This is a genomic window from Streptomyces sp. S.PNR 29 (assembly GCF_030386795.1).
Classification (GTDB): Bacteria; Actinomycetota; Actinomycetes; order Streptomycetales; family Streptomycetaceae; genus Streptomyces.
On sequence record NZ_JANUQM010000006.1, the window covers coordinates 144665 to 169718 of the forward strand.

Below are 25054 nucleotides of genomic sequence, written 5' to 3' on the forward strand. Positions count from 1 at the left end.
GGAGACCGAGATGACGACGAACCCCACGCTCACCGACCTGGCCGACCGCGCCACCGCCGCCCGCAACCGTCCCGCGTACGGCCACGACGCCCTGATCACCTGTGACCGGCTGGTCCGCATCTTCACCACGGACGGCGTGGAGGTCCAGGCCCTCCAGGGCCTCGACCTCCTCGTCCGTGAGGGCGAGCTCATGGCTCTCGTGGGGGCCTCCGGCAGCGGGAAGTCCACGCTCATGAACATCCTGGCCGGACTGGACACGCCGACCGCGGGAGCGGCCCGCGTCGCCGGCCGCGACCTGCTCACGATGACCGCCAAGGACCGCCTCGCCTACCGCCGCGAGGTCGTCGGCTTCGTCTGGCAGCAGACCTCCCGCAACCTCCTCCCGTACCTCACCGCCGCCCAGAACGTCGCCCTCCCGATGCAGCTGACCGGCGCCCGGGGCACAGGCCGCCGCGCCCGCGCCGAACGTGCCCTGGAACTCCTGGAGTTGCTGGACGTGGCCGACTGCCGCGACCGCCACCCGCACCAGATGTCCGGCGGCCAGCAGCAACGTGTGGCGATCGCCGTGGCCCTCGCCAACGCTCCGGCGGTCCTGCTCGCCGACGAACCCACCGGCGAACTCGACTCCCACACCGCGGAGCAGATCTTCGCCGCCTTCCGCACCGCGAACGAGCAGCTCGGCACCACCATCGTGATCGTCACCCACGACCAGGCGGTGGCCGGCGAGGTCCGCCGCACGGTCGCCATCCGTGACGGCCGCACCTCCACGGAGGTCCTGCGCCGCAGCGAGGTGGACGCGGCGACCGGCCACGAGACGATGGTGGCCCGCGAGTACGCCATGCTGGACCGCGCGGGCCGCCTCCAGCTCCCCGCCGAGTACACCGAGGCCCTCGGCATGCGCGACCGCGTGGCGCTGGAACTGGAGCCGGACCACATCGCCGTGTGGCCGGACGACACCGGCGACGGCTGATCCGCCACGCCGAGGTCAGCGGACGCTGACGTCCAGCGCCCCGAGTCCCGCACGTCGTACGGCGATCGAGCCGTACGGCGTGCGCAGTCGCAGCCAGGCCCCCGACGAGAGCAACGCCAGGTCTTCCTCGCGCGCGCCCCGCGCGGGACGCAGGAATCCCAGCGACTGCGCCGCGTGCACGGCCCGCACCGGAAGCCGGGTCTCCCCGACCGTCCGGGACCAGATCTCCTTCCCGATCCGGTCGAGCTCGGCCCGCGTACGCCCCTCGGGCGGCAGTTCCCGCGTACGGGCCCGGAACTCGGCGACCGCGGCGGCGACGAGGGCGCGCAGGGCGTCCGGCGCCGGCAGCCCCGGCTCGGCCCGCCAGCCGCCGCGCGGCGGCAGCACGCCCGCCCAGGGCGGCCCGGTCACCGCACCGGGAACACCTGCCGTGGCCCCCGGCTCGTCGACCGACTCCAGCAGCTCACCAGCGGACACGGTGACGTCGAGCGTGACGTCGAGCCCGTTCTCGTACGGCTTCGCCAGCCGTACCGCGCGGACCGCCAGCACCTCGAAGGACGGCGGCCGCCCGAAGACGGCGAGCGCGGTGCCGGCCGCCTGCAGGCGCACCGCGGCCGACCGGTCGTAGTGGAGCAGCCGGGAGAGGAAGGCCGCGAGATCCGCCGCCTCCCCCTCGTCGGCGAGGTGGAGCACCGTCATGCGGCGACGGCCTCCTCCTCGGTCTCCTGGTACTCGCGGAGGAACTCCCGCTCCTCCGCGGTGATCCGGCGCGGCCGCTGTGCCTCGAAGTCGAACGGCACTATCACCGTCGACGCGCGGACGTAGATCTGGTCGCCGTCCTTGACCTCGTAGGCGAGGGTGAAGGACGCCGCCCTGATCTCCGTGACCCACAGCTCGATGTCCACCGGCGCGTGCCGGTGGACGAGCTGCCGCTTGTAGTCGATCTCGTGGCGCGCCACCACCGACCCCTGCTGGAAGTCCTTGTCCGGGCGGAACAGGAAGTCGATACGGGCCTCCTCCAGGTAGCGGAGGAAGACGACGTTGTTGACGTGGCCGTACGCGTCCATGTCCGCCCAGCGCAGCGGGCAGCGGTAGATGTGCCGCAAGATCAGCCCCGGGTCAGCTTCTTGTAGGTGGCACGGTGCGGACGGGCGGCGTCCGGGCCGAGCCGCTCGATCTTGTTCTTCTCGTACGACTCGAAGTTGCCCTCGAACCAGAACCACTTGGAGTCACCCTCGTAGGCGAGGATGTGCGTGGCGACACGGTCGAGGAACCACCGGTCGTGGGAGACGACGACGGCGCAGCCGGGGAACTCCAGCAGCGCGTTCTCCAGGCTGCTGAGGGTCTCGACGTCGAGGTCGTTGGTGGGCTCGTCGAGGAGCAGCAGGTTGCCGCCCTGCTTGAGGGTGAGGGCGAGGTTCAGCCGGTTGCGCTCACCGCCGGAGAGCACACCCGCGGGCTTCTGCTGGTCCGGCCCCTTGAACCCGAAGGCGGAGACGTACGCCCGCGAGGGCATCTCCACCTGGCCCACATTGATGTAGTCGAGCTCATCGCTGACGACGGCCCACAGCGTCTTCTTCGGGTCGATGTTCTCGCGGCTCTGGTCGACGTACGAGATCTTGACGGTGTCGCCGACCTTGATGGTGCCGGAGTCGGGCTGTTCGAGCCCCTGGATCATCTTGAAGAGCGTGGTCTTACCGGCACCATTGGGCCCGATGACACCGACGATCCCGTTACGGGGCAGCGTGAAGGAGAGGTCGTCGATGAGAACCTTCTCCCCGAAGCCCTTGCTGAGGTTGTTGACCTCGACGACGACGTTGCCCAGCCGCGGCCCCGGCGGGATCTGGATCTCCTCGAAGTCCAGCTTCCGCATCTTGTCGGCCTCGGCGGCCATCTCCTCGTAGCGAGCCAGACGCGCCTTGGACTTGGCCTGCCGCCCCTTGGCGTTGGACCGCACCCACTCGAGCTCTTCCTTGAGCCGCTTCTGCCGCTTGGCGTCCTTCTGGCCCTCGACCTTGAGACGGGCGGCCTTGGTCTCCAGGTACTTGGAGTAGTTGCCCTCGTACGGGTACAGGCGGCCGCGGTCGACCTCGCAGATCCACTGGGCGACGTTGTCGAGGAAGTACCGGTCGTGGGTGACCGCCACGACGGTGCCGCTGTACTGGGCCAGGTGCTGCTCGAGCCAGTTCACCGACTCGGCGTCCAGGTGGTTGGTGGGCTCGTCGAGCAGCAGCAGGTCGGGCTGCTCCAGCAGCAGCTTGCACAGCGCGACGCGGCGGCGCTCACCGCCGGAGAGGTTGGTCACGGGCCAGTCGCCGGGCGGGCAGCCCAGCGCGTCCATGGCCTGCTCCAGCTGCGCGTCGAGGTCCCAGGCGTTCGCGTGGTCCAGCTCCTCCTGGAGCTTGCCCATCTCTTCGAGCAGCGCGTCCGAGTAGTCGGTCGCCATCAGCTCGGCGATCTCGTTGAACCGGTCGAGCTTGGCCTTGATCTCGCCGACGCCCTCCTCGACGTTCCCCAGGACCGTCTTCTCCTCATTGAGCGGCGGCTCCTGCAGCAGGATGCCGACGCTGTAACCGGGCGTGAGGAAGGCGTCACCGTTGGACGGCTGCTCGATCCCGGCCATGATCTTGAGGATCGTCGACTTGCCGGCACCGTTCGGGCCGACGACGCCGATCTTCGCTCCCGGGTAGAAGCTGGTCGTCACGTCGTCGAGGATCACCTTGTCGCCGTGCGCCTTGCGCGCCTTGCGCATGGTGTAAATGAACTCAGCCAAGAGAAACCGTCCGGCAGCTTGAAATCTGGCAGTGGGCAGATACAACCCATCTTGCCGTACCGCCACCCCTGGGTGGAAACGCGTATGGCCCAGGCCCTCCCACCTGGGGCTTCTCCGCTGACGGCTGCGGCTCGCCTGTCACTGCCGGTCACCGTGGACACCACGAGGTCCGCAGGGACGCCTCCTCGGCGGTCGCCTGCCTGCTGTCCCGGTCCCTGCCTGCCGACAGCCCTCATATGAGCTCACCGCGTACGTGGAGAAGGTGGCTTCTTTCCCCTGCCCTCTGGACTACGCTCACCACCCGCGCCCTTGGGCCTCGGCCTGCGCGATCGCCCGCCCCCTGCACTCAGTTGGCAGCATGCCCCGCACCCACGCCGAGGAAGCGATGAACAGCAATGACCATGATTCCCGTCTCCCGGCGGAGGCACGCGCTCGTGCCCTTATCGACCACCAGCTGACTGCCGCGGGCTGGGCGGTGCAGGACCGCAAGGCGATGAACCTGTTCGCGGGTGAACCCGGCGTGCACGGTGTCGCGGTGCGGGAGGTCGTGATGGCGCCGGGCCACGGCCGGGTCGACTACCTGCTGTACGTGGAGAAGAAGGTCGTCGGGGTCATCGAAGCGAAGCCTCAGGGCACGACCCTGTCAGGCGTGGAGTGGCAGTCGGCGATGTACGCCACCGGCTTGCCGCCGGAGCATCGCAGGCGTGCGCACACGGTGGCTGATCGCATCCCGTTCGTGTTCGAGGCCTCCGGGTCGGAGACTCACTTCAGCAACGGCTACGACCCTGAGCCGCGGGCCAGGAAGATCTTCAACTTTCCCAAGCCGGCCACCCTCGCACGAATAATTCGGGAAGCACAGGACGACCCCGCCTTTCCGACCTGGCGAGCAAAGGTGCGGCGCATGCCGCCGCTGAACGTGGAACGGCTGCGGCCCGCGCAGACCGAAGCGATTTCCGGGACCGAGGCATCCCTGGCGGCCCAGCGCGCAGACCGGTCGCTGATCCAGATGGCCACCGGTGCGGGCAAGACGTACGCCGCCGTGACTCTGTCCTACCGGCTGCTCAAGCACGCGGGATTCAAGCGGGTGCTTTTCCTGGTCGACCGCAACAACCTGGCCAAGCAGACCGCTGCGGAGTTCAGCAATTACGACACTCCGGACGACGGCCGGAAGTTCACCGAGCTGTATTCGGTCCAGCGTCTGACCGGGCTGGGGATGCTGGAATCGTCGAACGTGGTGATCTCCACGATCCAGCGCGTCCACTCCGTGCTGCGCGGCAAGGACGTCCCCGAGGGCGACGACCCCGCGTTGGACAACTTCGTACCGGATGCCCCGGTGGAGGTCGCCTACAACCCGGACATGCCACCGGAGTCGTTCGACCTGGTGATCGTGGACGAGGCCCACCGCTCCATCTACGGGGCTTGGAAGGGCGTACTGGAGTACTTCGACGCCCACATCCTGGGGCTCACGGCCACGCCGGGCAAGCAGACGTTCGCGTTCTTCCGCCAGAACCTCGTCTCGCAGTACACGTACACCCAGTCGGTGGCCGACGGCGTGAACGTGGACTTCGACATCTACCGCATCAAGACGGAGGTCTCGCAGAACGGCTCGAAGATCGAGGCCGGCACGTTCGTGCCCAAGGTCGACCGCCGCACCCGCGTGCAGCGCATCGAGGCCATCGACGAAGAGGTCGAATACAAGAAGAGCCAACTGGACCGGGCGGTGCAGAACCCCAACCAGATCCGCACCGTCCTGGAGACCTTCCGCGACCGGCTTTTCACCGAAATCTTCCCCGGCCGCACCGCGGTCCCCAAGACACTGATCTTCTGCAAGGACGACACCCACGCCGAGGAAGTCGTCACACAGGTGCGGCAGGTATTCGGCAAGGGCAATGACTTCGCCGCGAAAATCACCTACCAGGCCAAGGACCCCGAAGGCCACCTGCAGGCCTTCCGCACCTCCGCGCGTCTGCGGATCGCGGTCACGGTGGACATGATCGCCACCGGCACGGACGTCAAGCCGCTGGAGTGCGTGTTCTTCCTGCGGGACGTGCGCAGCGCGCAGTACTTCGAGCAGATGAAGGGCCGGGGTGCGCGCACGATCCCCAAGCCCGACTTCCAGGCCGTCACCCCTGACTCCCAGCAGAGCCCGGTTGCCCAGGAGAAGACGAGGTTCGTCATCGTCGACGCCATCGGCGTCACCGAGCACGGCTTCGTGGACCCGCCGCTGATGCGCAAGAAAGGCATCAGCCTGGAAAAACTCCTGGACAAGACCGCGAACCTGACGATCACCGAGGACGAGACGGCCACCCTGGCCTCCCGCCTGGCAGCCCTGGAGCTCCAGGTCACCCCGGCTGAGCGGGCCGAGCTCGACAAGGTCGCCGGTCAGCCCCTCAAGCGGATCGTCAAGAAGCTGGTCGAGGCGTGCGACCCCGAGAACCAGGCTGAAGCCGTCGAGGCCGCCGGTGAGAGCGCGGACCGTGACCAGGTGGTGGAGGACCTGATCGAGAAGGCCATCACCCCGCTGGCGGCCAATCCCGAGCTGCGTACGCGGATCATGGAACTGCGCCGCCGGCACGACCTGATCATCGACGACACGAACCCCGACACCCTGCTTGAGGCCTACGGCGTACGTGCCGAGGACAAGGCTCGTGAGATCGTCGCGGACTGGCGCGCCTACCTGGACGAGCACCGCGCGGAGATCTCCGCGATCCAGGTCCTGCAGCAGGCGGAGGAATCCGGTTCGAAGCCCCCCGGGGGCGCGTTCGCCCACATCAAGGAGCTGGCGGACCGCATCGCCCGCCCGCCGCACCGGTGGACCCCACAGCGGCTGTGGGAAGCCTACGAGCAGGTGGAGAAGGGACGGGTGCGTCCGAACGCACACGCCCAGGTCACGGACCTGGTCTCCCTGCTGCGCTTTACCCTTGCAGCCGACGACGAGCTGGTGCCGTACGCGGAAAAGGTCCGCGAGCGCTACCGGGGCTGGCTGTTTCAGCAGGAGCAGGCCGGCGTCGTCTTCACCGATACGCAGAAGTGGTGGCTGGACAACATGGCCGACGTGATCGCGTCCTCGGCCGGAATCGATGTCGACCAGCTCGACGGCGCCCCGTTCGACGAGCGCGGCGGCATCGACGGCGCTCTGCGTGACCTGGGTGCCCAGGCCGGGACCCTCCTGGCGAGCCTGAACAAGGAGCTGACCGCGTGACGCCTGTCTTCCAGACCGTCGGCGAGGTCGCGGCGGTCGATTCCGGCCCCGCCTTCAAAAGCGCCCACTTCGGTGGACCGGACGAAGGAGTCCGGTTGCTCCGAGGCGACAACATCGCACCCGGGGCACTGCGATGGGACCGCACGAAGACCTGGCCGGAGTCGATGCTCGCGGGTTATGAGCACCTGGCGATCCAGGAGGGGGATCTCATCCTCGGGATGGACCGCCCGCTCATCTCCGCGGGCCTCAAGCTCGCCCGGGTTCGTCCCGGTGACCTCCCCGCACTGCTCGTCCAGCGCGTCGCCCGCATTCGCCCCCACTCGGTCGACGGCGCTTACCTTTATCACTGGCTCAGCGGTCCCGAGTTCCGGCAGCATCTCAAGGGTTCAGCCACCGGCACCCAGCTGCCCCATGTGACCCTCAAGAGCATCAAGGGATTCAAGGTCCCGCGCTTCGGTGAAGCCGCCGAAGCACGCATCGTCGAAGTGCTGGAGGACCACCTCTCCCGCCTCGACGCGGGCGTCGACTACCTCGACGCTGCGGAGCGGCGTCTTGGGTCACTTCGCCGCGCTCTGCTCAACGACGCGTTTTTCCCAGCCCGGACAGCAGAGCACGCTGCCACCGCAGCTCCCGCGAGCGGCCCCGAAGGGTGGCGGACTGTGGCTCTGCCCGAAGTCGCGGCGATTCAGGGTGGTATCCAGAAGCAGGCCAAGCGCCACCCTGTGCTGAACAAGTTCCCTTTCCTGCGGGTCGCGAACGTGACCTCGACGGGGCTCGACCTGACCGAGGTGCACGAGGTCGAGCTCTTCGAGGGTGAGATCGACAAGTACCGTCTACGCAAGGGGGACTTGCTGGTTGTCGAGGGAAACGGCAGTCCCGACCAGATCGGCCGTGCGGCTGTCTGGGACGGGAGCATTCCCGACGCCGTGCACCAGAACCACCTGATCCGCGTGCGCCCTGGTGACGAAATCGATCCGGGGTACCTCGGCTTGGTCTGGAACTCCCCGAAGATCCGGGAGCACCTGTCTCGTGTCTCAAGTTCCTCAAGCGGACTCCACACCCTCAGCGTGAGGAAACTGCAGCAGGTCATGATTCCGCTTGCTCCGTTCGCCGATCAGCAGCGAATCGTCGCAGTGACCGAGAGCAGGCTCTCCCGGCTCGACCTCCAAGCGCAGCACATCGCCGTTGCCCGTCGTCGAGCGGCATCCCTGCGCCGTTCGCTCCTGGCAGCCGCTTTCTCCGGCCGGCTGACCGGCGTGGCCTCCGAGGTCGAGCAGGCCGAGGAAGCCGCCGCCGACGCTGCCGGGGACCTGACCGATGAGGGGATCCCGCTCTGATGGCAGGCAAGCAGGTGCGCCTGTTCCTGGTGGACGGCAAAGTCGGTGGTCTGACGACCGCGGAGATCATGACGTGGACCGGGCAACTGCTCAAGGGTGCCCGCAAGGACCTGGGGCGCATCCGGGACCGTCGGGAGGCGCAGAAGACCGGCGTCTACATCCTGCTGGGTGAGGACGAGGAGACCGGGAAGACCAAGGCGTACGTCGGGCAGTCCGACAACGTCGCCAAGCGCCTGGGCCAGCACGACCAGAGCAAGGACTTCTGGTCGGAGGTCGTGGTCATCACCTCGAAGGACTCCAACCTGACCAGTGCGCACGTGCGCTGGCTGGAGTCGAAGCTGATCGGCATGGCCAAGGCGATCGGCCGGGTCCCGCTGGAGAACGGCAACGAGCCCACCGGCGGCGCCGACCTTCCCGAGGCGGACGCTTCGGACATGGAGGAGTTCGTCAGGCAGTTGGAGATCCTCCTGCCGGTTCTCGGCGTGGACGTACTGCGGGGCAGGGCCACTCGTCCGGTCGCCGGTACTCCTGCCGTCCCGCAGCCCGCGCCGACCGGGTCCGGTGGCCCGGTGCCGGTCGTCGAGTCCGAGCCGGAGCCTGAGGCGGAGGTCTCGCCGGTGTTTCACCTGGCGCAGATGCCCGGTGCTCAGGCGCAGGTCATCGACGGGGAGTTCACGGTTCTGGCCGGCTCGCAGGTGGCTGCTGAGATGCCGGACCGCTCCGGTTACAAGGCTTCGTCGGCCAAGCAGTACAAGCTTCGTCAGGGCCAGCATCGTGACCTGGTCGCGGACGGGTCGATCGCCGTTGGCCCGGACGGGACCGCGCGCCTGACTCGTGATGTCGTGTTCGGTTCTCCTTCGGCCGCCGGGGCGGTCATCGCTGGGCGGGTGTCCTTGAACGGACGGATCGCCTGGCTCACCGAGGACGGCGTCACCTACGGAGCCTGGGAGTCCGACAGCACTCGCTGACCGGCCTCGGAACATACTGATCTCGCAGGGCGTGGGTCCTGGGCAGGAAAGGAAACAACGTGTCGGACACTCGCCGGCTGGTCGACAAGATGTGGTCGTACGCGGGCGTGCTGCGGGACGCCGGGGTGGGCGTGCTGGAGTACACCGAGCAGCTGACCTACCTGCTGTTCTTGAAGATGGCGCACGAGCGTGCCCACCGGCCGCTCAAGCCTGAGCAGATCGTCCCGGAGAAGTACTCCTGGCAGCGCCTGCTGGACACGGACGGCGCAGCCCTCGAAACGGAGTACACGCTGATCCTGCAGGGCTTGGGCCGTCAGCCCGGCATGCTCGGCACGATCTTCCGCAAAGCACAGAACCGGGTGCAGGACCCGGCGATCCTCAAACGGCTCGTCCACGACCTGATCGACAAGGAGAGCTGGTCGGCCGGCGGTGACATCAACGGCGACGCCTACGAGGCTCTGCTGTCCAGGGGCGCCAGCGACAAGGGTTCGGGCGCGGGCCAGTACTTCACCCCGCGTTCGATCATCTCCGCGATGGTGGAGGTCGTGCAGCCCACCGTGGAGGACACGGTGATCGACCCGGCCTGCGGCACGGGCGGGTTCCTGCTGGGGGCGCACGAGTACGCGTCCAAGAACGCAGCGCGCATGAACCCCGAGCAGCGCCGGCACCTCAAGGCGTCGTTCGTGCACGGCGTGGAGATCGTGGACGGCACTGCGCGCCTGGCCGCCATGAACCTGCTGCTGCACGGCATGGGGGACGCCAAGGGCGAGTCGCTGATCGAGGTCAAGGACGCCCTGGTGGCCGACCCCGGTGAGCGCTGGTCGGTGGTGCTGGCCAACCCGCCCTTCGGCACGAAGTCCTCGATCACGATGGTGGGGGCCGATGGGAGGGAGGCGCGCGAGGACCGGGAGATCGAGCGCAACGACTTCGTGGTCACCACCAGCAACAAGCAACTCAACTTCCTGCAGCACATCATGACGATCCTGGACATCAACGGCCGGGCTGCGGTGGTGCTGCCGGACAACGTGCTGTTCGAGGGCGGTGCCGGAGAGACCCTGCGCCGCAGGCTGCTGGACGACTTCGACCTGCACACGATCCTGCGCCTGCCCACCGGCGTGTTCTACGCACCGGGTGTGAAGGCGAACGTGCTGTTCTTCGACAAGAAACCGGCCAGCGAGACCCCGTGGACCACCAGGACGTGGGTGTACGACCTGCGGACCAACAAGCACTTCACGCTCAAGAAGAACCCGCTGACCCGTAAGGACCTCGATGACTTCGTCCGGTCCGTCAGGCCCGGCCGGCCCCTTGAGGAACGTGTCGAGTCCGAGCGTTTCAGGTCGTTCACCTACGACGAGCTGATCGCCCGTGACAAGGTCAACCTGGACATCATCTGGCTGCGCGACGAGTCTCTGGAGGACCTCGACAACCTGCCTGCCCCCGACGTGATCGCCCGTGAGATCGTCGACGACCTCACCGCCGCCCTGGAAGAGTTCGCGGCCGTCGCCCATGATCTGGAGGCCAGGGGGACGAGCGGGGCTTGACCCTGCGGACTGCCTCGGATCGTCTGTCACGGGCTCGCGGCATCCCGCTGTCAGTGGGTGAGCCCGGCCTTCTTGCAGGCGGACTCCAGCTGCGGAGTGCAGATCTGGCCGATGGTGTACACGTCGTCCTTGACCACGGTGTCCTTGATGTTGCCGACGGTCACCGGGATGGGGTCGAGCAGGACGGCGGGGATGTCCTCGGTGGTGAGGGTATCGACCGTGGTCCTGGCGATGTTGTCGAGCGTTTCACCGCGGCCCAGGGCGACGGCCATGTCCGCGGCCGCGTCGGCCTCGGCCTTGAAGGGCTTGTAGACGCTCATGTACTGCTCGCCCCTGATGATGCGCCGCACGGCCGCGAGGTCGGCGTCCTGGCCGGTGACGGGCGGCAGCGGCTCGATGCCGGCGGACTTGAGGGCGGCGATGACGCCGGCGGCCAGGCCGTCGTTGGCGGCGTAGACGCCGTCGATGCTGTCGGCGCCCAGGGCGGCGATGGCGCGGCCCATGTCGGCGTGGGCGGTCTCCTGCCTCCAGCCCTGGATGTCGTACGTCTGGCCGATCTTGACCTTGCCCTTGAGGACGGACAGCGCGCCCCTCTTGAAGGAAATGTTGGTCGGGCTGGTCTGGGGGCCGTTCATCATGACGATCTGGCCCTCGTCCGCCTTGTCGCCCAGGGCCTTGAGGAGCGCCTCGCCCTGGAGCTTCCCCACCCGTTCGTTGTCGAAGGAGACATAACCCGAGACCGGGCCCTCGACGAGGCCGTCGTAGGCGACGACCGGGATGCCCGCGTCGTGTGCCCTCTGGACCGAGGGGGCCATGGATCTGAAGTTCACGGCGGAGAGGATGAGGACCTTGACGCCCTTGTTGATCAGGGTGTCCACCTGTTGTTGCTGGGTGGCCACGTCCCCCTCGGCGTTGGCGTACTCCAGCGCGCAGTCCTCGCACAGCTCCTTGAGCTTCTTTTCGATCAGGGGCTTGTCGAACGTCTCCCAGCGAGTCTGGACGATCTGGCTGAACAGCAGGCCGACCGTGAACCCGCCCTTGCCGGAGGCGGTCCCGCCCGAGTCGGCGGACTCCCCTCCCGCCCCGCAGGCGGCCAGGGGCGCGGCCAGCGCCAATGCGGCTGCGGCGATGGCCGTACGACCCCGATGCGCCCTCACAGGGGGACCTCCTGGCTCGTCCGAGAATCCCCCTGACCGCCCACCTCGGCCACTCACTGTCAGGATAGGCCGGGCGGCGCGAGGCGGCGGGAACAAGGCGGCGGGCACAACGGAGAGTCACTGAGACGGCCGGTGGAGGTTCCTGCCGAGCGGACACGCTCGCCGTGCCGGCCGCCATGTGGTGAGGGCGGCAACTGCCGCCCGTCCCGGTCGCGGTCGAACACCGGCTGCCTACTGAGTAGGCATGTCCTTCCTGCGGACCACGATCAGCACCGCCCCGCCGATCAGCACCAGCGCGATGGCGATGCCGCCGATGAGGGGGGTGACGCCAGAGCCTCCGGTTTCGGCGAGGTTGGTGTCCGTCGCCGTGCCGCCCACCGTGGCCGGGCTCGGCTCGCTGAGGATCTGTGTGGACTCGCCGCCCTCGTCACCCTGCGTCCGGCAGTCGAGCACGCCGGCGAACCGCTTCTCGAAGCCGCCCGGCCCCTTGATCGTGAAGTCGTAGGGCTGGTCCTCCCGCAGCGGGATCGTCACCGTCCGGGACTCACCCGCCGGAATGCTGTACTCGACGCCCATCAGCTCGAAGGTGAACGCCTCGTCGCCCTCGTTGGCCGCGGTGATGTCCAGGCCGCCCTTGGCACAGTTCTTCGTCGCGGACAGGGCGGGTATCGCGCCCTTCGTCGCCCACATGGCGCTCGCCGTCGCCGAGACCGTCGACTCGCTGGAGCCGGCCAGGATCTGGGTCTGGCTCCGGCTCTCGGAGGTGAAGGCACGGCCGACCGGCACGGTGGTCGAGGCCTGCACGGTCAACTCGGCCGTGCCGTCCGGGGCGTCGTCGGGCACCTCGAAGAACACCTGGCTGCCGTTCGCCGCGGACGTGACCTGCCTGCCGTCCCTGTCGACGATCCGCACTCCGCTGGTGGCGGCGTCCGCCGGCGGCGTCAGCGTCGCACCGTCGGCGTTGGTGTGCACGGTCACCGGGCCGAGCCGCTCACCGGGGTGACCGGAGACGGCGGGCGGGTCGAGGGTCAGTGACGCCTCGGGCTCGGCCAGGGTCCGGGCGCTCTTGTGCAGGTAGTCCGCGAGTTGCTCGGCCTGCGGGTCGGCGGCGTCGACGTCCGCGCCGTCGGAGTAGCGCCAGATGGCCACCTGCGTGCCGGCCGCCGCGTCCTGCTCGGTGAGGGCGCCGCGGACGCCCGCCTTCTTGGCCAGGGCCGCGAGGTCGTTCACCTGCGGATAGGAGTTCTGCAGGATCCAGCGGATCCGGCCCGCGTCCTTGTTGGCACCGAGTGAGGTGCCGCTCCAGGGCGTCTCCTGGTACTTGGCGTCCTTCTGCGTGGGGTTCTGGATGTCGACGCAGTACGTCTGCAGCATGCCGCCGCCGTCCACGGACATCTCGAACAGGCCGGCCGGCACCTGCTGGTCCCCGGAGACGTCGTGTATCACGGCGGCTCCGTACGTTTTCAGGCCGCCTATCGTGGCGGTCGCCCCGCCCTGGCTCTGCACCGTCCCGTCGTCGGCGGAAGCGGTGCCGGCACCGGCCAGCACGCCCGCGGCGACGAGCCCGGACACCAGGGTCGCGGCGGCGAGGCGGGCCGCCCCTCGCCCGCGCGCGGACAGCGCAGAGAACGAAGAAAACACCAAATTCCCTTCCGAGCAGGACCCGTTGACGTGGGGGGTACGGTCCCACCAGCAGAATCACCAGCCCCGGAGGGCATGTCCGGCATCCTAAAGACGTGGCACACCGCGCTTCCCGGTGAGACGGTCCGATCATCGATCCGACTCGGAATCGTTATCGCCGCACCGCAGATGAGCAGGACTTATCGACAAATCCACCCCGGGCGTTCGGTGCGCACTCGCCGATAAGCCGCAGTTCGGTCAGCTCGCGAAAGTCGACACGTCGGCTGACGTCATGTCATGACAGCGGGCTCCGGCTCCTGTTGTGCGGCCGTGTCCGACGACTCCCCCGTTGTCTCCCAGTTGGGCTCGGACTGCGGTGGAGAGGCCGCCGACTCCTGCCTGTTGGGGCGCCGGAAGGCCGACGTGCCCCGGGCGAGGTCGTGCCCGATCGCCATCGCGTCGATGTCCGCCGAGGTCCAGCTCTGCCCCTCGCGCACGTCCGTGCGCACCTTGAGCCGGCCCTGCACGACGACGGGTTCGCCCACGTTCAGCGACGCCGCCGCGTTCGTGGCGAGCTGCCGGTTGGCCCACACCGTGAAGAAGTTGGTGTGGCCGTCCGTCCACACGTTCTTCTCACGGTCCAGGTAGCGGGAGGTCACCGCCAGCCGGAACCGTGCGGACGGTCCGTTCGCGAGCTCCCGGTACACCGGCTGGGTCGCCACGTTGCCCACCACACAGATGATCGTCTCGTTCATCCCGGATCCCTCCCTCACCCGACACACGCACGTCAGGCGGATACGCGTACGGGCCCGTCCCGCACGGTTGCGTCTGCCGCGACGGCGCTGTCCGTTCGCACACCGCCGCTGCCGCGACGGCGCTGCCTCTTCGCACACCGCCGCGCTGCCGCGGCGACCGCGTCCGTCACGGTCGCCGCGAAGCCAGACTGCCTCCGCCGAGCCGGGCCCGCCGAGCCCTGTGGACCGCCGCCCGCCTGTGGAGAACTCCGTCACTCGTACGGGTGAGGGGAGCCCTGGGCCACAACGCCGAGCCTGTCTCTCACCTCATCTCGTCCCGGACCCCACGACCTTCGCGTACTGCTCCCGCACCTCCCGGTACCGCAGCAGCTCCGCCGCCACCGGATCCAGCACCCGGGCCCGGCCGCACCCGGCGGCCGCCTCCCGTAGTCGCCGTTCCGCCTCCAGCCCGTACCGCCGGGCCGGGCCGCGTGCCGCCACGCGACAGCTCCACTCGACGAGGGGGCCGCCGACGATGCCGATGATCATCAGCAGCACCGGCACGCCCAGGTTCGGCGCCATGACCCCCAGGATCTGGCCCAGCAGCCACAGACCGCCCACGAACTGGAGGACCGTCATGCAGGCCTGCACCAGCACGGCCATCGGCCACCAGCCCGGACGCGGCGGACGTCCCGCCGGCACCCCCGCCCGTGCCGCGAGGCGGTCCAGTGCCTCGGGCAGCCCCTGGGAGCCGCGGGCGGCCGCCTCGCGCACCGCCTGCGCCCACGGCGCGGGCAGCCCGGCCGACGCACGGTCGGCCACCGTGCGCACCGCGTGCTCGACGCGCTGGCGGGCCGTGGCCTCCTCGTCCGCCTGGGTGCGCAGCGGGAGCCGTCCCGTGGGCGGTTCGGACCGGTCCTGGAACCAGCGCCACAGCCGCAGCCAGGGCGTCCCGCACGCGCGGTTGGCGTTGCGCAGCCACGCGCGTTCCGCCGCCTCGCCCGCCGCGGTGGCGCCGACCGCGTCCGCGAGCCGGTCCGCGAACTCCCTGCGGGCCTCCTCGCTGAGCCCTGCCCTGCGGCCGGTGACATAGACGGGCCGCAGCCGCCACGCCGCGGCGTCCACGTCCGCCGAGATCCGACGCGCCGGAGCCTCCCGCTCCGCCAGGAACTGGCCGAGCGCCTCACGCAGCTCCCCGACGCCGTCCCCGGTGAGCGCGGACAGCGCGAGCACGGTCGCGCCCGGTTCGCCGTACTCCCCGAGGGCGATCCCGTCCTCGTCCAGCAGCCGCCGCAGGTCGTCGAGGACCTGCTCGGCGGCCTCCCCGGGCAGCCGGTCGATCTGGTTGAGGACCACGAACATGACCTCGGCATGACCCGCCATCGGCCGCAGATAGCGCTCGTGGAGCATGGCGTCGGCGTACTTCTCCGGATCGACCACCCAGATGACCGCGTCGACGAGCGCCAGGATGCGGTCCACCTGTTCGCGGTGCTGTACGGCCGCCGAGTCGTGGTCGGGCAGGTCGACCAGGACGAGCCCGCGCAGCTGCGCTTCCGCTTCCGCGTTCTGCAGCGGGCGCCGCCGCAGCCGGGGCGGGATACCGAGCCGCTCGATGAGGCTCGACGCGCCGTCGCTCCAGCTGCACGCGATGGGGGCGGCGGTGGTCGGCCGGCGGACGCCGGTCTCCGAGATCGTCACGCCCGCGAGCGCGTTGAACAGCTGCGACTTGCCGCTGCCCGTCGCGCCCGCGATGGCGACGACGGTGTGCTGCCCGGAGAGCCTGCGCCGCGCGGCGGCCTCGTCCAGGACCCGGCCCGCCTCGGCGAGCGTCCTGCTGTCCAGCCGGGTGCGGGAGAGCCCCACCAGCTCGCGCAGCGCGTCGAGCCGCGACCTGAGGGGCCCGTCGTACACCAGGGGGGTCACGGCCGGCGCGCTGGGCGCCCTGCTCTCCACGGCCGCCGCCTGCTCCGCGGCAGCCGCCTCGGACACCCGCCGAGCGATCAGCCCGTCGTCCCAGACGGGCTCGGAGTCCGCACGAGCGGAGTCCCCACCAGCCCCGCGCGCGGAGTCCCCACGAGCGGAGTCCCCACGAGCGGAGTCCGCACCCTCCGGACGCTCCGCCCTGTCGGTGCGGTCCGCGCGGTCCGCACGGCCGGAGACCTCCGCTGCCTTACGGCGACGGGACACGATGGCGTCCCACACGCGCGCGTGGGGGCCCTTCGCGCGCTTCTCGGGCCGCTGCTCCTCGTCCCGGACGTCCTGCGGGGCACCCTCGGCGCCCTCTGCACCCTCGGTGTCCCCGGCACGCTCGACGTCCTCGGCGTCCCCGGCTCCCTCGGCGCCCTCCGCGTGCCCGTGGTCCTCCCCCGAGGCCGCGTCCTTCGAGGCCGCGTCCCCCGTGTGATCGGAGTGCTCGGTGTGGTCCTGGTCAGTGACGGCGGTCACCGGTCACCTCTCCTTCAGCAGTACGGACAGCGCGGCGATCATTTCGGCCTGGGGTTCCGGATGGACGTCGAGCGCGTCGAGCGGGGCGAGACGGCGTTCGCGTTCGGTGTGCATGACCCGGTCCACGAGGTCGAGGAGCAGCCGCCCGCCCCGCTCCCGCAGCCGCAGCGCGCCGTGGACGCCCATCCGCTCGGCGAGCTGCTCCCCCGTGGACCATGTCCGGCGCCCGCCCAGCAGGGTGGTGGCCAGGAGGGCGGCGAGCACCTCGGGATCCGGCGCGACACCGCGCTCCAGCTCGCGCGCCTCCTCCTCGGCGTACTCCTCCAGCTCCCGCCGCCACCGCCGTACGGCCATCCCGATGCGGTGCTCGGCGCTCTCCAGCGAGGGATCCCGGACCGCCAGCTCCGGAGCCTTCGCCGCCGGTTCGCGCTGCCAGGCCTCGTCGACGCGCTCGTCGGCGGCGGTGACGGCGCACAGCAGGAGGGCGGTCAGACTCTCCACCAGCGAATCGAGGAGCTCCCCCGCGGTGCAGTCCAGGGGGAAGGCACGCCAGCGCTTCAGGGCGTCCCCCGCGAGCACGGCCCCGGACTGCAGCCGGCCCCGCACGCGCGTGTGCTCGTTGTCGTAGGCCGCGTCGACGGCGGCGGTGAGGCGCAGTGCGGCCGCGTACTGGGCTGCGGCGGCACTGGCCAGCTCGGGCATCCGGGACTTGAGGGAGTCGAGGACCCCGTACGCCGTACGGGCCATCGCGTGCTGCCGGGCCACCGGGTCCTGCGCATGATGGACGAGCCACGTCCGCAGCGGCGCCACGGCGGTGGCCGGCAGCAGCCCGCCGCCCCAGGCGGACTCGGGCAGCTCGGGCACGGTGAACCGGGGTACGTCACCGAGCCCGGCCTTGGTGAGCAGTGCTCCGTACTGCCGCGAGACCTCGGACACGACCTGGTGAGGTACGCGGTCGAGCACGGTGATCAAGGTGACGTCGTACTCCTTGGCGGTGCGCAGCATGTGCCAGGGCACGGCGTCGGCGTAGCGGGCGGCTGTGGTGACCATCACCCAGATGTCGGCCGCGCAGATCAGCTCGGCTGCGAGGACGCGGTTGTCGGAGACCAGGGAGTCGATGTCGGGCGCGTCCAGCAGGGCCAGGCCGGGCGGGAGGGTGTCGACGGTCTCGATCCGCAGTACGCGGGTGGGGTCCTCCCCCGGGAGCAGCAGATCGTCCGCCGGCCCCGGCTGGGGCACCCACACGCGCGTGAGATCGGGCAGGACCCTCATCCCACTGAACCAGTGATGGTCCTCCGGATGGCACACCAGCACCGGCGTCCGGGTGGTCGGCCGCAGCACCCCCGCCTCGCTGACGCGCCGCCCCACGAGCGAGTTCACCAGCGTCGACTTCCCGGCCCCGGTGGAGCCCCCCACGACGGCCAGCAACGGCGCTTGGGGCTCCTTCAACCGGGGCACCAAGTAGTCGTCGAGCTGCGCGAGCAGTTCGTCGCGATTGGCACGCGCGCGTGGGGCCCCCGCCAGGGGCAGCGGGAAGCGTGCGGCGGCGACACGGTCGCGCAGGGCGGAGAGTGCGTCGAGCAGCTGAGGCCGTACGTCCAAGGTCACCACATGCGAAGAATGCCCAATTTCGGGGGATTTCTGAAGCATATGAGCATGCCTGCGCGCCGACGGAACAGAAGGGACGGAAGGGACTAGTGGGACAGGCGTACAGTCCAGGCATAACGAGTGCACAACACCCGATGCGTGAGACGCCAAAAGCGGTGCACGATTCGTACCTGCCTGCGATTATCAGGACCGCTTCACCGAACCTCCACATCGAGCCACGGAGGCGAAGCAACAGGGACAAGGACGCGGGAGCCCTATCCTTGTCCCCGGCAACGTCAGAGATCCGCCCACACCCGGGCACCTCGACAGAGGCCACCACACCAGGCCCCCGTAGCTCAGTGGATAGAGCAGGCGCCTTCTAAGCGCTTGGCCGCAGGTTCGAGTCCTGCCGGGGGCGCCCAGCCTCGCCCTCCCTCGGGAGGGCGTTTTTGCTGCCGGAACCAGCGCCGCGACCAGCGCCGTGTCAATGCCGTGACGATCCGCCCCACCCGAGAGCGAACCCACGCCCCCGGGTCGCCGTCATGACAAACCATATCCGCATTAAGCGATTTCATCAGGATCGCCCACAATTGCTCGGTTACATCCAGATGGTGAGATTTCTTGGTAACTCTGGAACGGTTCGTACTAGTTCCGTCTGCCCTGGAGCCGTTCATGCGCACTGCCGTCACCATCGCCGCCCAGGACTCACCCAACGCAGGTCGCCGCGCACCCGTTCCGCCGGCATCGGAGCAGGTGGAGGAGCGAAGCCTCGCTTTCGAGGGCTTCGCGTACAAGTGCCGCATCGTCCACCAAAGCGCCCCGCAGACCGCGCCGTTGGTGCTGCTCGGAGGGTCGTCCCAGAACAGATATTCATGGCAGGGGCACGAAAAGTGGCTGGCACCGCTATGCACGATGATCACCGTGGATCTTCCCGGTTACGGCGCCGCGGACTTCCTGCCCGCCCGGTACGGCATCGACTTCCTGGCCGCCGCGCTCAAGCACATGCTGGTGGAGATCGGCATGCTGCGAGTGAACCTCTTCGGCGGCTGCTTCGGTGAGGTCGTCGGTCTCCGCTTCGCGCAGCTCTACCCCGAGTTCGTCAGCCGCATCGTCTTCTGCGGCGCGGCGAAACGTATCCCCGAGATCTACGCCGACGCCGTACCGCGTCTCGCCCACGCGCTCGACCGCGGCGAGATCGCTGAGGCCGCGAGCGGACTGGTGCAGCTGTTCATGTCGAACCCCGGTGCCGGCCAGGTCCGCAAGCACGCGGCCGTGGCACGCCTCCTCCAGCGGCAGTTCATGAACCAGACGCAGGACGAGGTCGACAAGGCGGTCGAGCACAACACAAGGCTGATGACACACGGCTGCTACGAGCCGCTGCCCGTCCCCGACGTGCCGTCCCTGGTGTTCACCGGGGAGTACGACACCCTGTGCACCCCCCAGATGGGCCGGGAGGTCGCCTCGGTGATGCCCGCGGCTCTGTTCACCACCATCAAGGAGGCCGACCACCTGGTCACTGTCGAACGCCAGGAGGAGACCTCGGATCTGATCGGCCGGTTCTGCACCGACCGTCCCATCGACCACCTGCCGTACTGCAATCCCGTCGAGTCGCTGTGCGCCCGCCGTGTTACCGCAGTCGGGTGACGCTCGGCCGGTGAGCGGCTTCGCACATCGGAGACATACGGAGAATGGCCGGGGGCCCGGTACCGGGCCCCCGGCCATTCTCCGTATGCGCGGGTGGACCTGCGCCACTGGCGCCGACGGCAAAAGGCGCCTCGGCCGTCTGGTCGGACGTCAGGACTTCTTGCCAGGGACGTCGAAGGTGCTGACGCAGTTGATCTGGCCGTTCGACGCCGGGCAGCTCTGCGTGGAGTCGTTGACGATGGTGACGTTTCCGCGCTTGTCGGTGGTGACCTGAGCCTCCCTCACCTGCGTGCAGCGCGTGTAGCCGTTGCCGCTGTCGACACACCGGCTGGAGCCATCACCGGCGAAGGCCTGGGCGGCGCCGGCACCGATCAGAGCGAAGCTCCCCAGGACACCCACTGCCGCTGCGATCTTCTTCGAGTTGAACATCTGCCTCTTCCTTTACAGTCGGCCCCCGGCCCCGTGACTGGACCGCGGAGTCGTTCCGGACAGCCAGACGGCAAGCTCCGGGGCTCGGACACCTGGTCGAGCCTCAAGGGCTGCCTGCACCTGATGAGTGATTACCTGCCGGCGGGGATGACCTGAGTGCACTGCACCGACTTGCGCTCGCTCTGGTCGTTGACCTGAATACCGAGGGCGTTGACTGCGAGGTTGACGTCGCCGACGGTGATGACCGACCAGTTCGTCTCGTCCGCAGAGCACTTCTGGCTCTGCTGGGGGTTGTCGGTCTTGGCCTTCGGGTCTCCGCCGGCAGCGTGGCCGACGCCGGCGCCCAGCAGGCTGACACTGCCGAGCATGGCCACGGCAACTGCCGCCTTCCGGTACTTGCGCATTACTACTCCGTTCTCAGGTTGACACAGCTCGTAACGGGCTGAATACGGGCAGTTGCCAACTGTATGCGAGGTTTGCGCCTTTTGGCGGCTGAAACGCTCAAGAGGAGCATGTCCGGAAAAGACCCATAATCCGGTAGGTAGCTGTACACACCGAGTGCCACAAGACAGCAGACCCCGGGCTCGGACACACGGTTCGAGTCCCGGGGCCTGCCTAAGTCACCCTGACGGGTGATCACCTGCCGATGGCGAAAACCTGAGTGCATTCCACCGACGTGCGCTGGCTCTGGTCGACGAGCTGCAGACCGCCGGTGTTGACCGGAGCGAAGCCTTCGACCGTCTCGCTGCCCGTGATGTTGACCTCGTCCGCCGAGCACGACTGGTGCTGCTTGTTGTCGAGCTTGACCTTCGCGTCCCCGCCGGCGTGGCCGACGCCAGCACCCAGGAAGCTGACACTGCCGAGCATGGCCACGACGACTGCGGCCTTCTGGTAGTTGCGCATTGCCTCTCCGTTTCTCGTGTCGACACAGCCCGTTACGGTCTGGTCACCGACAGCCTTCAACGTAGGCGATCTTTCTGCCTTTTTCCACGAGAAACGCCCATTGGGTCTCTATCAGGAAAAATTGCGCATTTCCGCACCACTGTGCGCGCAACGGGCGAACAAGTCACCAAAAAGCTCGACCGGGGCAGCCGGAACCCCACGACAGGCGACGGGCCCCGGTACTCGGACACACGGTCCGAGCGCCAGGGCCCGCCTGAGTCGCCCGATCGGCAATTACTTGCCGATGGTGAAGAGCTGAGCGCAGTTCACCGACGTACGCTCGCTCTGGTCGACGAGCTGGATGCCGGCGGTGTTGACCGGGGCGAAGACAGCACCCGTCTCGCTGCCCGTGATGTTGACCTCGTCGGCCGAGCACTCCTGGCTCTGCTTGTTGTCGAGCTTGATCTTCGCGTCCTCGTTGGCGTGGCCGACGCCGGCGCCCAGGAAGCTGACGCTGCCGAGCATGGCCATGACGACCGCGGCCTTCTGGTACTTGCGCATTACCTCTCCGTTTCTCGTGTCGACACAGTCCGTTACGGTCTGGTCACTAACAGTTGCCAACTGTAGGGGATGTTGCGACCTTTCGACACCGCGAAACGCCCAAGCGTGAATGTTTCTGGAAAAAAGCACAATCCAGACGGCAGACCCGGCACTCGGACCCTGGCTCAAGCGCCGGGACCTGCCCACATCACCTAGTCGGTGATCACCTGCCGAATCCGACGATCTGAGCGCAGTTCGCCGCGTTGACATCGCTCTGGTCGATGAGCTGGGTGCCATCGGTGTTGACCGGAGCGAAGACGGCGCCCGTCTCACTGCCCGAGATGTTGACCTCGTTCGCCGAGCACCTCTGCACCTGGCTGCTCTCGAGCCCGAACCCGAAGCCGTCGCCCCCGGCGTGGCTGACGCCGGCACCCAGGAAGCCGGTGCTGCCGAGCATGGCCATGATGAACATGGCCCTCTGGTACTTGCGCATTACCTCTCCGTTTCTCGTGTCGACACAGTCCGTGAGGGACTGAGCACCAACAGTCATCACTGTAGGCGGCATTTGTCATTTTTAATGACGAAACGCCCAAAGCTGCTACGAGGACTGCTGCGCATACCTCGGATGGCGGAGCCGAGTGGTCACGTCAGGCGGGAGCCTGTCGCGGACCGTTACCGGTCCGGAGGCTTCGCGTTGAAGGGGCAGTGCGGCGCGCTCTGCGCCCGCACCCACCGATTCACTAAGGGGAACGTTTGATGTCTCGCATCGCGAAAGTCGGCGCTGTCGCTCTCGGTACGGGAGCCGTGGTGCTCAGCGGGCCCGGTCTCGCGGCGGCGGACGCCGGCGCCAAGGCCAAGGCGGTCGACTCGTCCGGTTTCATCTCCGGCAATGTGATCCAGGTCCCGATCCACCTGCCGATCAACGTGTGCGGAAACACCGTCACCGGACTCGGCGGTCTCAACCCGACCCTCGGCAACGTCTGCAAGAACGGCGACGACAAGAAGCACCAGAAGACGCACGACAAGAAGCACGACAAGAAGCACAAGAAGACGCACGACAAGAAGCACCACGAGGCATACGACAAGGCGGACGCCAAGAAGCAGCACAAGGCGCACGACAAGGCGTCGGAGAAGGCCCACGACAAGAAGCACCACGAGGCGCACGACAAGGCGGACGCCAAGAAGCAGCACAAGGCGCACGACAAGGCGTCGGAGAAGGCCCACGACAAGAAGCAGTACACGACGTACGACAAGGCGTGTGACAAAAAGAGCGACAAGACGTACGACAAGACGTACGACAAGAAGCACACCGAGAAGCACGTCGAGAAGGCCCGCGTCAGCTACGGCCACTGACGTCTGTCGACCTCGTCCGAGAGCCCCGGCATCCACGAACGCCGGGGCTCTCCGCACGTGCCGTGCGCAGCTCACCCGTACCGGTAGATCCGGCTGACGTCCTCCAGCTCATCCGGTGTCACGTCCCACGGCGGCAGCTTCTGGTGCCGTGCCACGATCCGGCCGTGCTGTTCGTCGTCGCGGCCCGGCGGTGCCGCGGGAAGGTAGCGGGCTCCGTGGTGCCGGCGCTGCCAGCGGTACCACTGCAGGTCGACGAAGGCGTGGTGCAGCCAGAAGACGGGGTCGTTGACGGAGGCGCCGCCGAGCATGGCCCCGCCGACCCAGCGGTGCACCCGGTTGTGGTTGCGCCAGGAGCTGGGGCCCCCGCCGGTGCCCCAGCCCTCCAGCTTGTTGCGGAAACCCCGCGTGACCGTCGAGTCCCAGGGCGCCATGTCGTAGGCGGGGTCCTTCAGCGCCCACTCCAGGTCGCTCTTCGTGGGCAGGTCGATCGGGCTGCGGGGGCGACCGAGGTCCCGGGTGAGGAACTTCTCGTCGGTCACGCCCACCTTGAGGGCCCAGTTGCCCTCCCGATAAGCGAACGGTCCGGTCATCACCTGGTGATCGGACCGGCGCCCGTTGCCGCCGAGGAGGTCCGCCGTCCAGGGGACGGAGGTGGTCGTGCGGTCGCGGGTCCAGTCCCAGTACGGCACGGTCACCGACGAGTCCACCCGGCGCAGCGCACGCTCCAGTTCGAGCAGGAACCGGCGGTGCCAGGGCAGGAAGGAGGGCGCCATGTGCGCGGCGCGCAGTCCGTGCTCGCCGTCGGAGGAGAAGTACGCGATGTGCATCCGCACGAGTTCGTCGTACTCACCCCGCCGTTTGACCTCCAGCAGCGCCTTGACGAACCGGCGCTTCTCGGCTCCCGTGAGCATGCCGGCGTTCTTACGCACGTACGCCATGCCGGTGCCCCATGTGCAGGTGTCCACCGTCCGCCGGTTCCGGGGCCGGAACGCGCAGCCGCTGACCGGGGCCGAGTTCGTCGACGGCGGCGCGCGCCGCTTCGAGCGGTGTCCGGTAGGAGCAGTAGTGGTCGACCATGCTCAGCCAGGTGCCGTCGGCGCGGCGCATCAGATGCAGAGGACGGCCGTCCACGGTGACCTGCCACTGGCCGTCCTCGGCTGTGCCGCGCCCGGGGATCCACACACCTCGGATGCGGCGGCCGCGGTAGGTCGCCTCGAAGCCCGTGCCGACCGGGGCGCGCCCAGGTCCGGGACGCGGGGGCAGAAAGGCGGCGAACGCCGAGGCCAGGACCGCGGTGAGCGCGCAATTCCGTAGACCGCGCACCAGATCCCGCCGCGTTCTGCCCGCCGGTCCGGGCCGCTCCGGGCCAGGTGCTCCGTCCTCGGCACCCCCCGGGACTTCGCCGACGCTGACGACCATGGTTCACTCCCCGTCCGGTTCGGTTGTCCGTAGCGGTAACCGCCGAACGCCCCGCGCGGTCACCGCCGCGCGGCCAGGACAGTGATCGCCGGAGGCCATTTCGGTGACATGGGGGCGAGAATCGGGCCGGCGTCACTGGCCGTACACAGGGAAAGTCGGCCCTCAAGCTCCACCGAGGGCCGACTCCGTACGGTTTGGGGGCTCAGCCCTACATCCACAGATTGCCGCGCAGCGGCTTGGCGTCGTTCAGCGCGGCCGCGGTCTCCTTCAGCGTGGGGAGAAGCGACTTGTTGCCCGAGGCGCTCGCCTCCAGGGGGACCTTGGTCTTCACGCCGCCGCTGAGGTCGGTGGTCGCCAGGTCGGGGGCGCTCTGCGCGGCAGGCGCCTGGGCCGGGGCGCTCTGCGCGGCAGGCGCCGAAGCCGGAGCACTCTGAGCGGCAGGCGCCTGGGCCG

At 68.7% G+C, this 25054-nt stretch carries 22 protein-coding genes, 1 tRNA gene and 1 pseudogene; 8 read left to right on the top strand and 16 right to left on the bottom strand.

Annotated features, from left to right (window positions below):
* Positions 1 to 10 precede the first annotated feature (10 nt).
* Complete coding sequence (locus NW895_RS17920) at positions 11 to 970, top strand: ABC transporter ATP-binding protein (protein ID WP_289936708.1); 960 nt, start codon at positions 11 to 13, stop codon at positions 968 to 970.
* Positions 971 to 985: 15 nt separating this feature from the next.
* Here the strand turns inward: NW895_RS17920 and NW895_RS17925 are convergent, their stop codons facing one another.
* The 3 genes from NW895_RS17925 to ettA are packed head-to-tail and all read right to left on the bottom strand — an operon-like array spanning position 986 to position 3743.
* Positions 986 to 1669, bottom strand: a complete 684-nt coding sequence (locus NW895_RS17925) for a hypothetical protein (protein WP_289936709.1) — start codon at positions 1667 to 1669, stop codon at positions 986 to 988.
* Positions 1666 to 2076, bottom strand: coding sequence for a thioesterase family protein (locus NW895_RS17930; protein ID WP_289936710.1), 411 nt, complete (start codon positions 2074 to 2076; stop codon positions 1666 to 1668). The genes NW895_RS17925 and NW895_RS17930 overlap by 4 nt, the downstream gene beginning before the upstream one ends.
* 2 nt (positions 2077 to 2078) lie before the next feature.
* Entirely contained in the window at positions 2079 to 3743 is a 1665-nt protein-coding gene (gene ettA / locus NW895_RS17935) for an energy-dependent translational throttle protein EttA (RefSeq protein WP_289936711.1), read from the bottom strand.
* 358 nt (positions 3744 to 4101) lie between these two features.
* Here ettA and NW895_RS17940 point away from each other — a divergent pair, with 358 nt between their 5' ends.
* The 4 genes from NW895_RS17940 to NW895_RS17955 are packed head-to-tail and all read left to right on the top strand — an operon-like array spanning position 4102 to position 10791.
* Positions 4102 to 6945, top strand: coding sequence for a DEAD/DEAH box helicase family protein (locus NW895_RS17940; RefSeq protein WP_289936712.1), 2844 nt, complete (start codon positions 4102 to 4104; stop codon positions 6943 to 6945).
* A complete protein-coding gene (locus NW895_RS17945) occupies positions 6942 to 8282 on the top strand; it encodes a restriction endonuclease subunit S (RefSeq protein ID WP_289936713.1) in 1341 nt (446 codons plus the stop codon). The genes NW895_RS17940 and NW895_RS17945 overlap by 4 nt, the downstream gene beginning before the upstream one ends.
* A complete protein-coding gene (locus tag NW895_RS17950; protein WP_289936714.1) occupies positions 8282 to 9250 on the top strand; it encodes a DUF4357 domain-containing protein in 969 nt (322 codons plus the stop codon). The genes NW895_RS17945 and NW895_RS17950 overlap by 1 nt, the downstream gene beginning before the upstream one ends.
* Positions 9251 to 9309: 59 nt before the next feature.
* Entirely contained in the window at positions 9310 to 10791 is a 1482-nt protein-coding gene (locus tag NW895_RS17955) for a class I SAM-dependent DNA methyltransferase (RefSeq protein ID WP_289936715.1), read from the top strand.
* Between the two features lie 50 nt (positions 10792 to 10841).
* Here the strand turns inward: NW895_RS17955 and NW895_RS17960 are convergent, their stop codons facing one another.
* From NW895_RS17960 to NW895_RS17980, 5 genes are all read right to left on the bottom strand, one after another.
* Positions 10842 to 11948, bottom strand: a complete 1107-nt coding sequence (locus tag NW895_RS17960) for a substrate-binding domain-containing protein (RefSeq protein ID WP_289936716.1) — start codon at positions 11946 to 11948, stop codon at positions 10842 to 10844.
* A 231-nt stretch (positions 11949 to 12179) separates the two neighbouring features.
* Complete coding sequence (locus NW895_RS17965) at positions 12180 to 13589, bottom strand: TQXA domain-containing protein (RefSeq protein ID WP_289936717.1); 1410 nt, start codon at positions 13587 to 13589, stop codon at positions 12180 to 12182.
* 269 nt (positions 13590 to 13858) lie between these two features.
* Positions 13859 to 14323 carry a single-stranded DNA-binding protein gene (locus NW895_RS17970; RefSeq protein WP_289936718.1) on the bottom strand — a complete coding sequence of 155 codons (465 nt, stop codon included), beginning with the start codon at positions 14321 to 14323 and terminating at the stop codon, positions 13859 to 13861.
* Positions 14324 to 14629: 306 nt separating this feature from the next.
* Positions 14630 to 16747, bottom strand: a complete 2118-nt coding sequence (locus NW895_RS17975; RefSeq protein ID WP_289936719.1) for a GTP-binding protein — start codon at positions 16745 to 16747, stop codon at positions 14630 to 14632.
* 3 nt (positions 16748 to 16750) lie between these two features.
* Positions 16751 to 18358: a dynamin family protein gene (locus tag NW895_RS17980; protein ID WP_289936720.1), complete on the bottom strand. Its 1608-nt coding sequence runs from the start codon at positions 18356 to 18358 to the stop codon at positions 16751 to 16753.
* A gap of 321 nt (positions 18359 to 18679) precedes the next feature.
* Between NW895_RS17980 and NW895_RS17985 the strand changes: the two genes are divergently transcribed.
* Both NW895_RS17985 and NW895_RS17990 read left to right on the top strand, forming a co-directional pair.
* Positions 18680 to 18752 (top strand) — tRNA-Arg (locus NW895_RS17985).
* A gap of 254 nt (positions 18753 to 19006) precedes the next feature.
* Positions 19007 to 19978, top strand: a complete 972-nt coding sequence (locus tag NW895_RS17990; protein ID WP_289936721.1) for an alpha/beta hydrolase — start codon at positions 19007 to 19009, stop codon at positions 19976 to 19978.
* Positions 19979 to 20128: 150 nt separating this feature from the next.
* On the opposite strand, the gene NW895_RS17995 is transcribed toward NW895_RS17990, so the two are convergent.
* From NW895_RS17995 to NW895_RS18015, 5 genes are all read right to left on the bottom strand, one after another.
* Positions 20129 to 20407, bottom strand: coding sequence for a hypothetical protein (locus NW895_RS17995; protein WP_289936722.1), 279 nt, complete (start codon positions 20405 to 20407; stop codon positions 20129 to 20131).
* A gap of 131 nt (positions 20408 to 20538) precedes the next feature.
* Positions 20539 to 20811: a hypothetical protein gene (locus NW895_RS18000; RefSeq protein WP_289936723.1), complete on the bottom strand. Its 273-nt coding sequence runs from the start codon at positions 20809 to 20811 to the stop codon at positions 20539 to 20541.
* Between the two features lie 232 nt (positions 20812 to 21043).
* Positions 21044 to 21310 carry a hypothetical protein gene (locus NW895_RS18005; protein ID WP_289936724.1) on the bottom strand — a complete coding sequence of 89 codons (267 nt, stop codon included), beginning with the start codon at positions 21308 to 21310 and terminating at the stop codon, positions 21044 to 21046.
* 273 nt (positions 21311 to 21583) lie between these two features.
* Positions 21584 to 21850 (bottom strand): hypothetical protein, encoded by a 267-nt coding sequence (locus NW895_RS18010; protein ID WP_289936725.1) that lies wholly within the window; start codon positions 21848 to 21850, stop codon positions 21584 to 21586.
* Between the two features lie 202 nt (positions 21851 to 22052).
* Positions 22053 to 22322 carry a hypothetical protein gene (locus tag NW895_RS18015; RefSeq protein ID WP_289936726.1) on the bottom strand — a complete coding sequence of 90 codons (270 nt, stop codon included), beginning with the start codon at positions 22320 to 22322 and terminating at the stop codon, positions 22053 to 22055.
* A 263-nt stretch (positions 22323 to 22585) separates the two neighbouring features.
* Here NW895_RS18015 and NW895_RS18020 point away from each other — a divergent pair.
* Positions 22586 to 22831 (top strand): annotated as a pseudogene (locus NW895_RS18020) (chaplin); the annotation flags it as partial.
* Positions 22832 to 23253: 422 nt separating this feature from the next.
* On the opposite strand, the gene NW895_RS18025 reads toward NW895_RS18020, so the two are convergent.
* The 3 genes from NW895_RS18025 to NW895_RS18035 form a co-directional block, all read right to left on the bottom strand.
* A complete protein-coding gene (locus NW895_RS18025; protein ID WP_289936727.1) occupies positions 23254 to 24120 on the bottom strand; it encodes a tyrosinase family protein in 867 nt (288 codons plus the stop codon).
* Complete coding sequence (locus tag NW895_RS18030; protein WP_289936728.1) at positions 24104 to 24601, bottom strand: tyrosinase family oxidase copper chaperone; 498 nt, start codon at positions 24599 to 24601, stop codon at positions 24104 to 24106. The genes NW895_RS18025 and NW895_RS18030 overlap by 17 nt, the downstream gene beginning before the upstream one ends.
* Before the next feature lie 208 nt (positions 24602 to 24809).
* Positions 24810 to 24932 carry a hypothetical protein gene (locus tag NW895_RS18035; RefSeq protein ID WP_289936729.1) on the bottom strand — a complete coding sequence of 41 codons (123 nt, stop codon included), beginning with the start codon at positions 24930 to 24932 and terminating at the stop codon, positions 24810 to 24812.
* Positions 24933 to 25054: the final 122 nt, after the last annotated feature.

Coding starts and splice junctions, on each gene's coding strand:
- NW895_RS17920 (WP_289936708.1), top strand. CDS start 11: ATGACGACGAACCCCACGCTCACCGACCTGGCCGACCGCGCCACCGCC.
- NW895_RS17925 (WP_289936709.1), bottom strand. CDS start 1,669: ATGACGGTGCTCCACCTCGCCGACGAGGGGGAGGCGGCGGATCTCGCG.
- NW895_RS17940 (WP_289936712.1), top strand. CDS start 4,102: ATGCCCCGCACCCACGCCGAGGAAGCGATGAACAGCAATGACCATGAT.
- NW895_RS17950 (WP_289936714.1), top strand. CDS start 8,282: ATGGCAGGCAAGCAGGTGCGCCTGTTCCTGGTGGACGGCAAAGTCGGT.
- NW895_RS17970 (WP_289936718.1), bottom strand. CDS start 14,323: ATGAACGAGACGATCATCTGTGTGGTGGGCAACGTGGCGACCCAGCCG.
- NW895_RS17990 (WP_289936721.1), top strand. CDS start 19,007: ATGCGCACTGCCGTCACCATCGCCGCCCAGGACTCACCCAACGCAGGT.
- NW895_RS17995 (WP_289936722.1), bottom strand. CDS start 20,407: ATGTTCAACTCGAAGAAGATCGCAGCGGCAGTGGGTGTCCTGGGGAGC.
- NW895_RS18000 (WP_289936723.1), bottom strand. CDS start 20,811: ATGCGCAAGTACCGGAAGGCGGCAGTTGCCGTGGCCATGCTCGGCAGT.
- NW895_RS18005 (WP_289936724.1), bottom strand. CDS start 21,310: ATGCGCAACTACCAGAAGGCCGCAGTCGTCGTGGCCATGCTCGGCAGT.
- NW895_RS18010 (WP_289936725.1), bottom strand. CDS start 21,850: ATGCGCAAGTACCAGAAGGCCGCGGTCGTCATGGCCATGCTCGGCAGC.
- NW895_RS18015 (WP_289936726.1), bottom strand. CDS start 22,322: ATGCGCAAGTACCAGAGGGCCATGTTCATCATGGCCATGCTCGGCAGC.
- NW895_RS18025 (WP_289936727.1), bottom strand. CDS start 24,120: ATGGCGTACGTGCGTAAGAACGCCGGCATGCTCACGGGAGCCGAGAAG.
- NW895_RS18030 (WP_289936728.1), bottom strand. CDS start 24,601: ATGGTCGTCAGCGTCGGCGAAGTCCCGGGGGGTGCCGAGGACGGAGCA.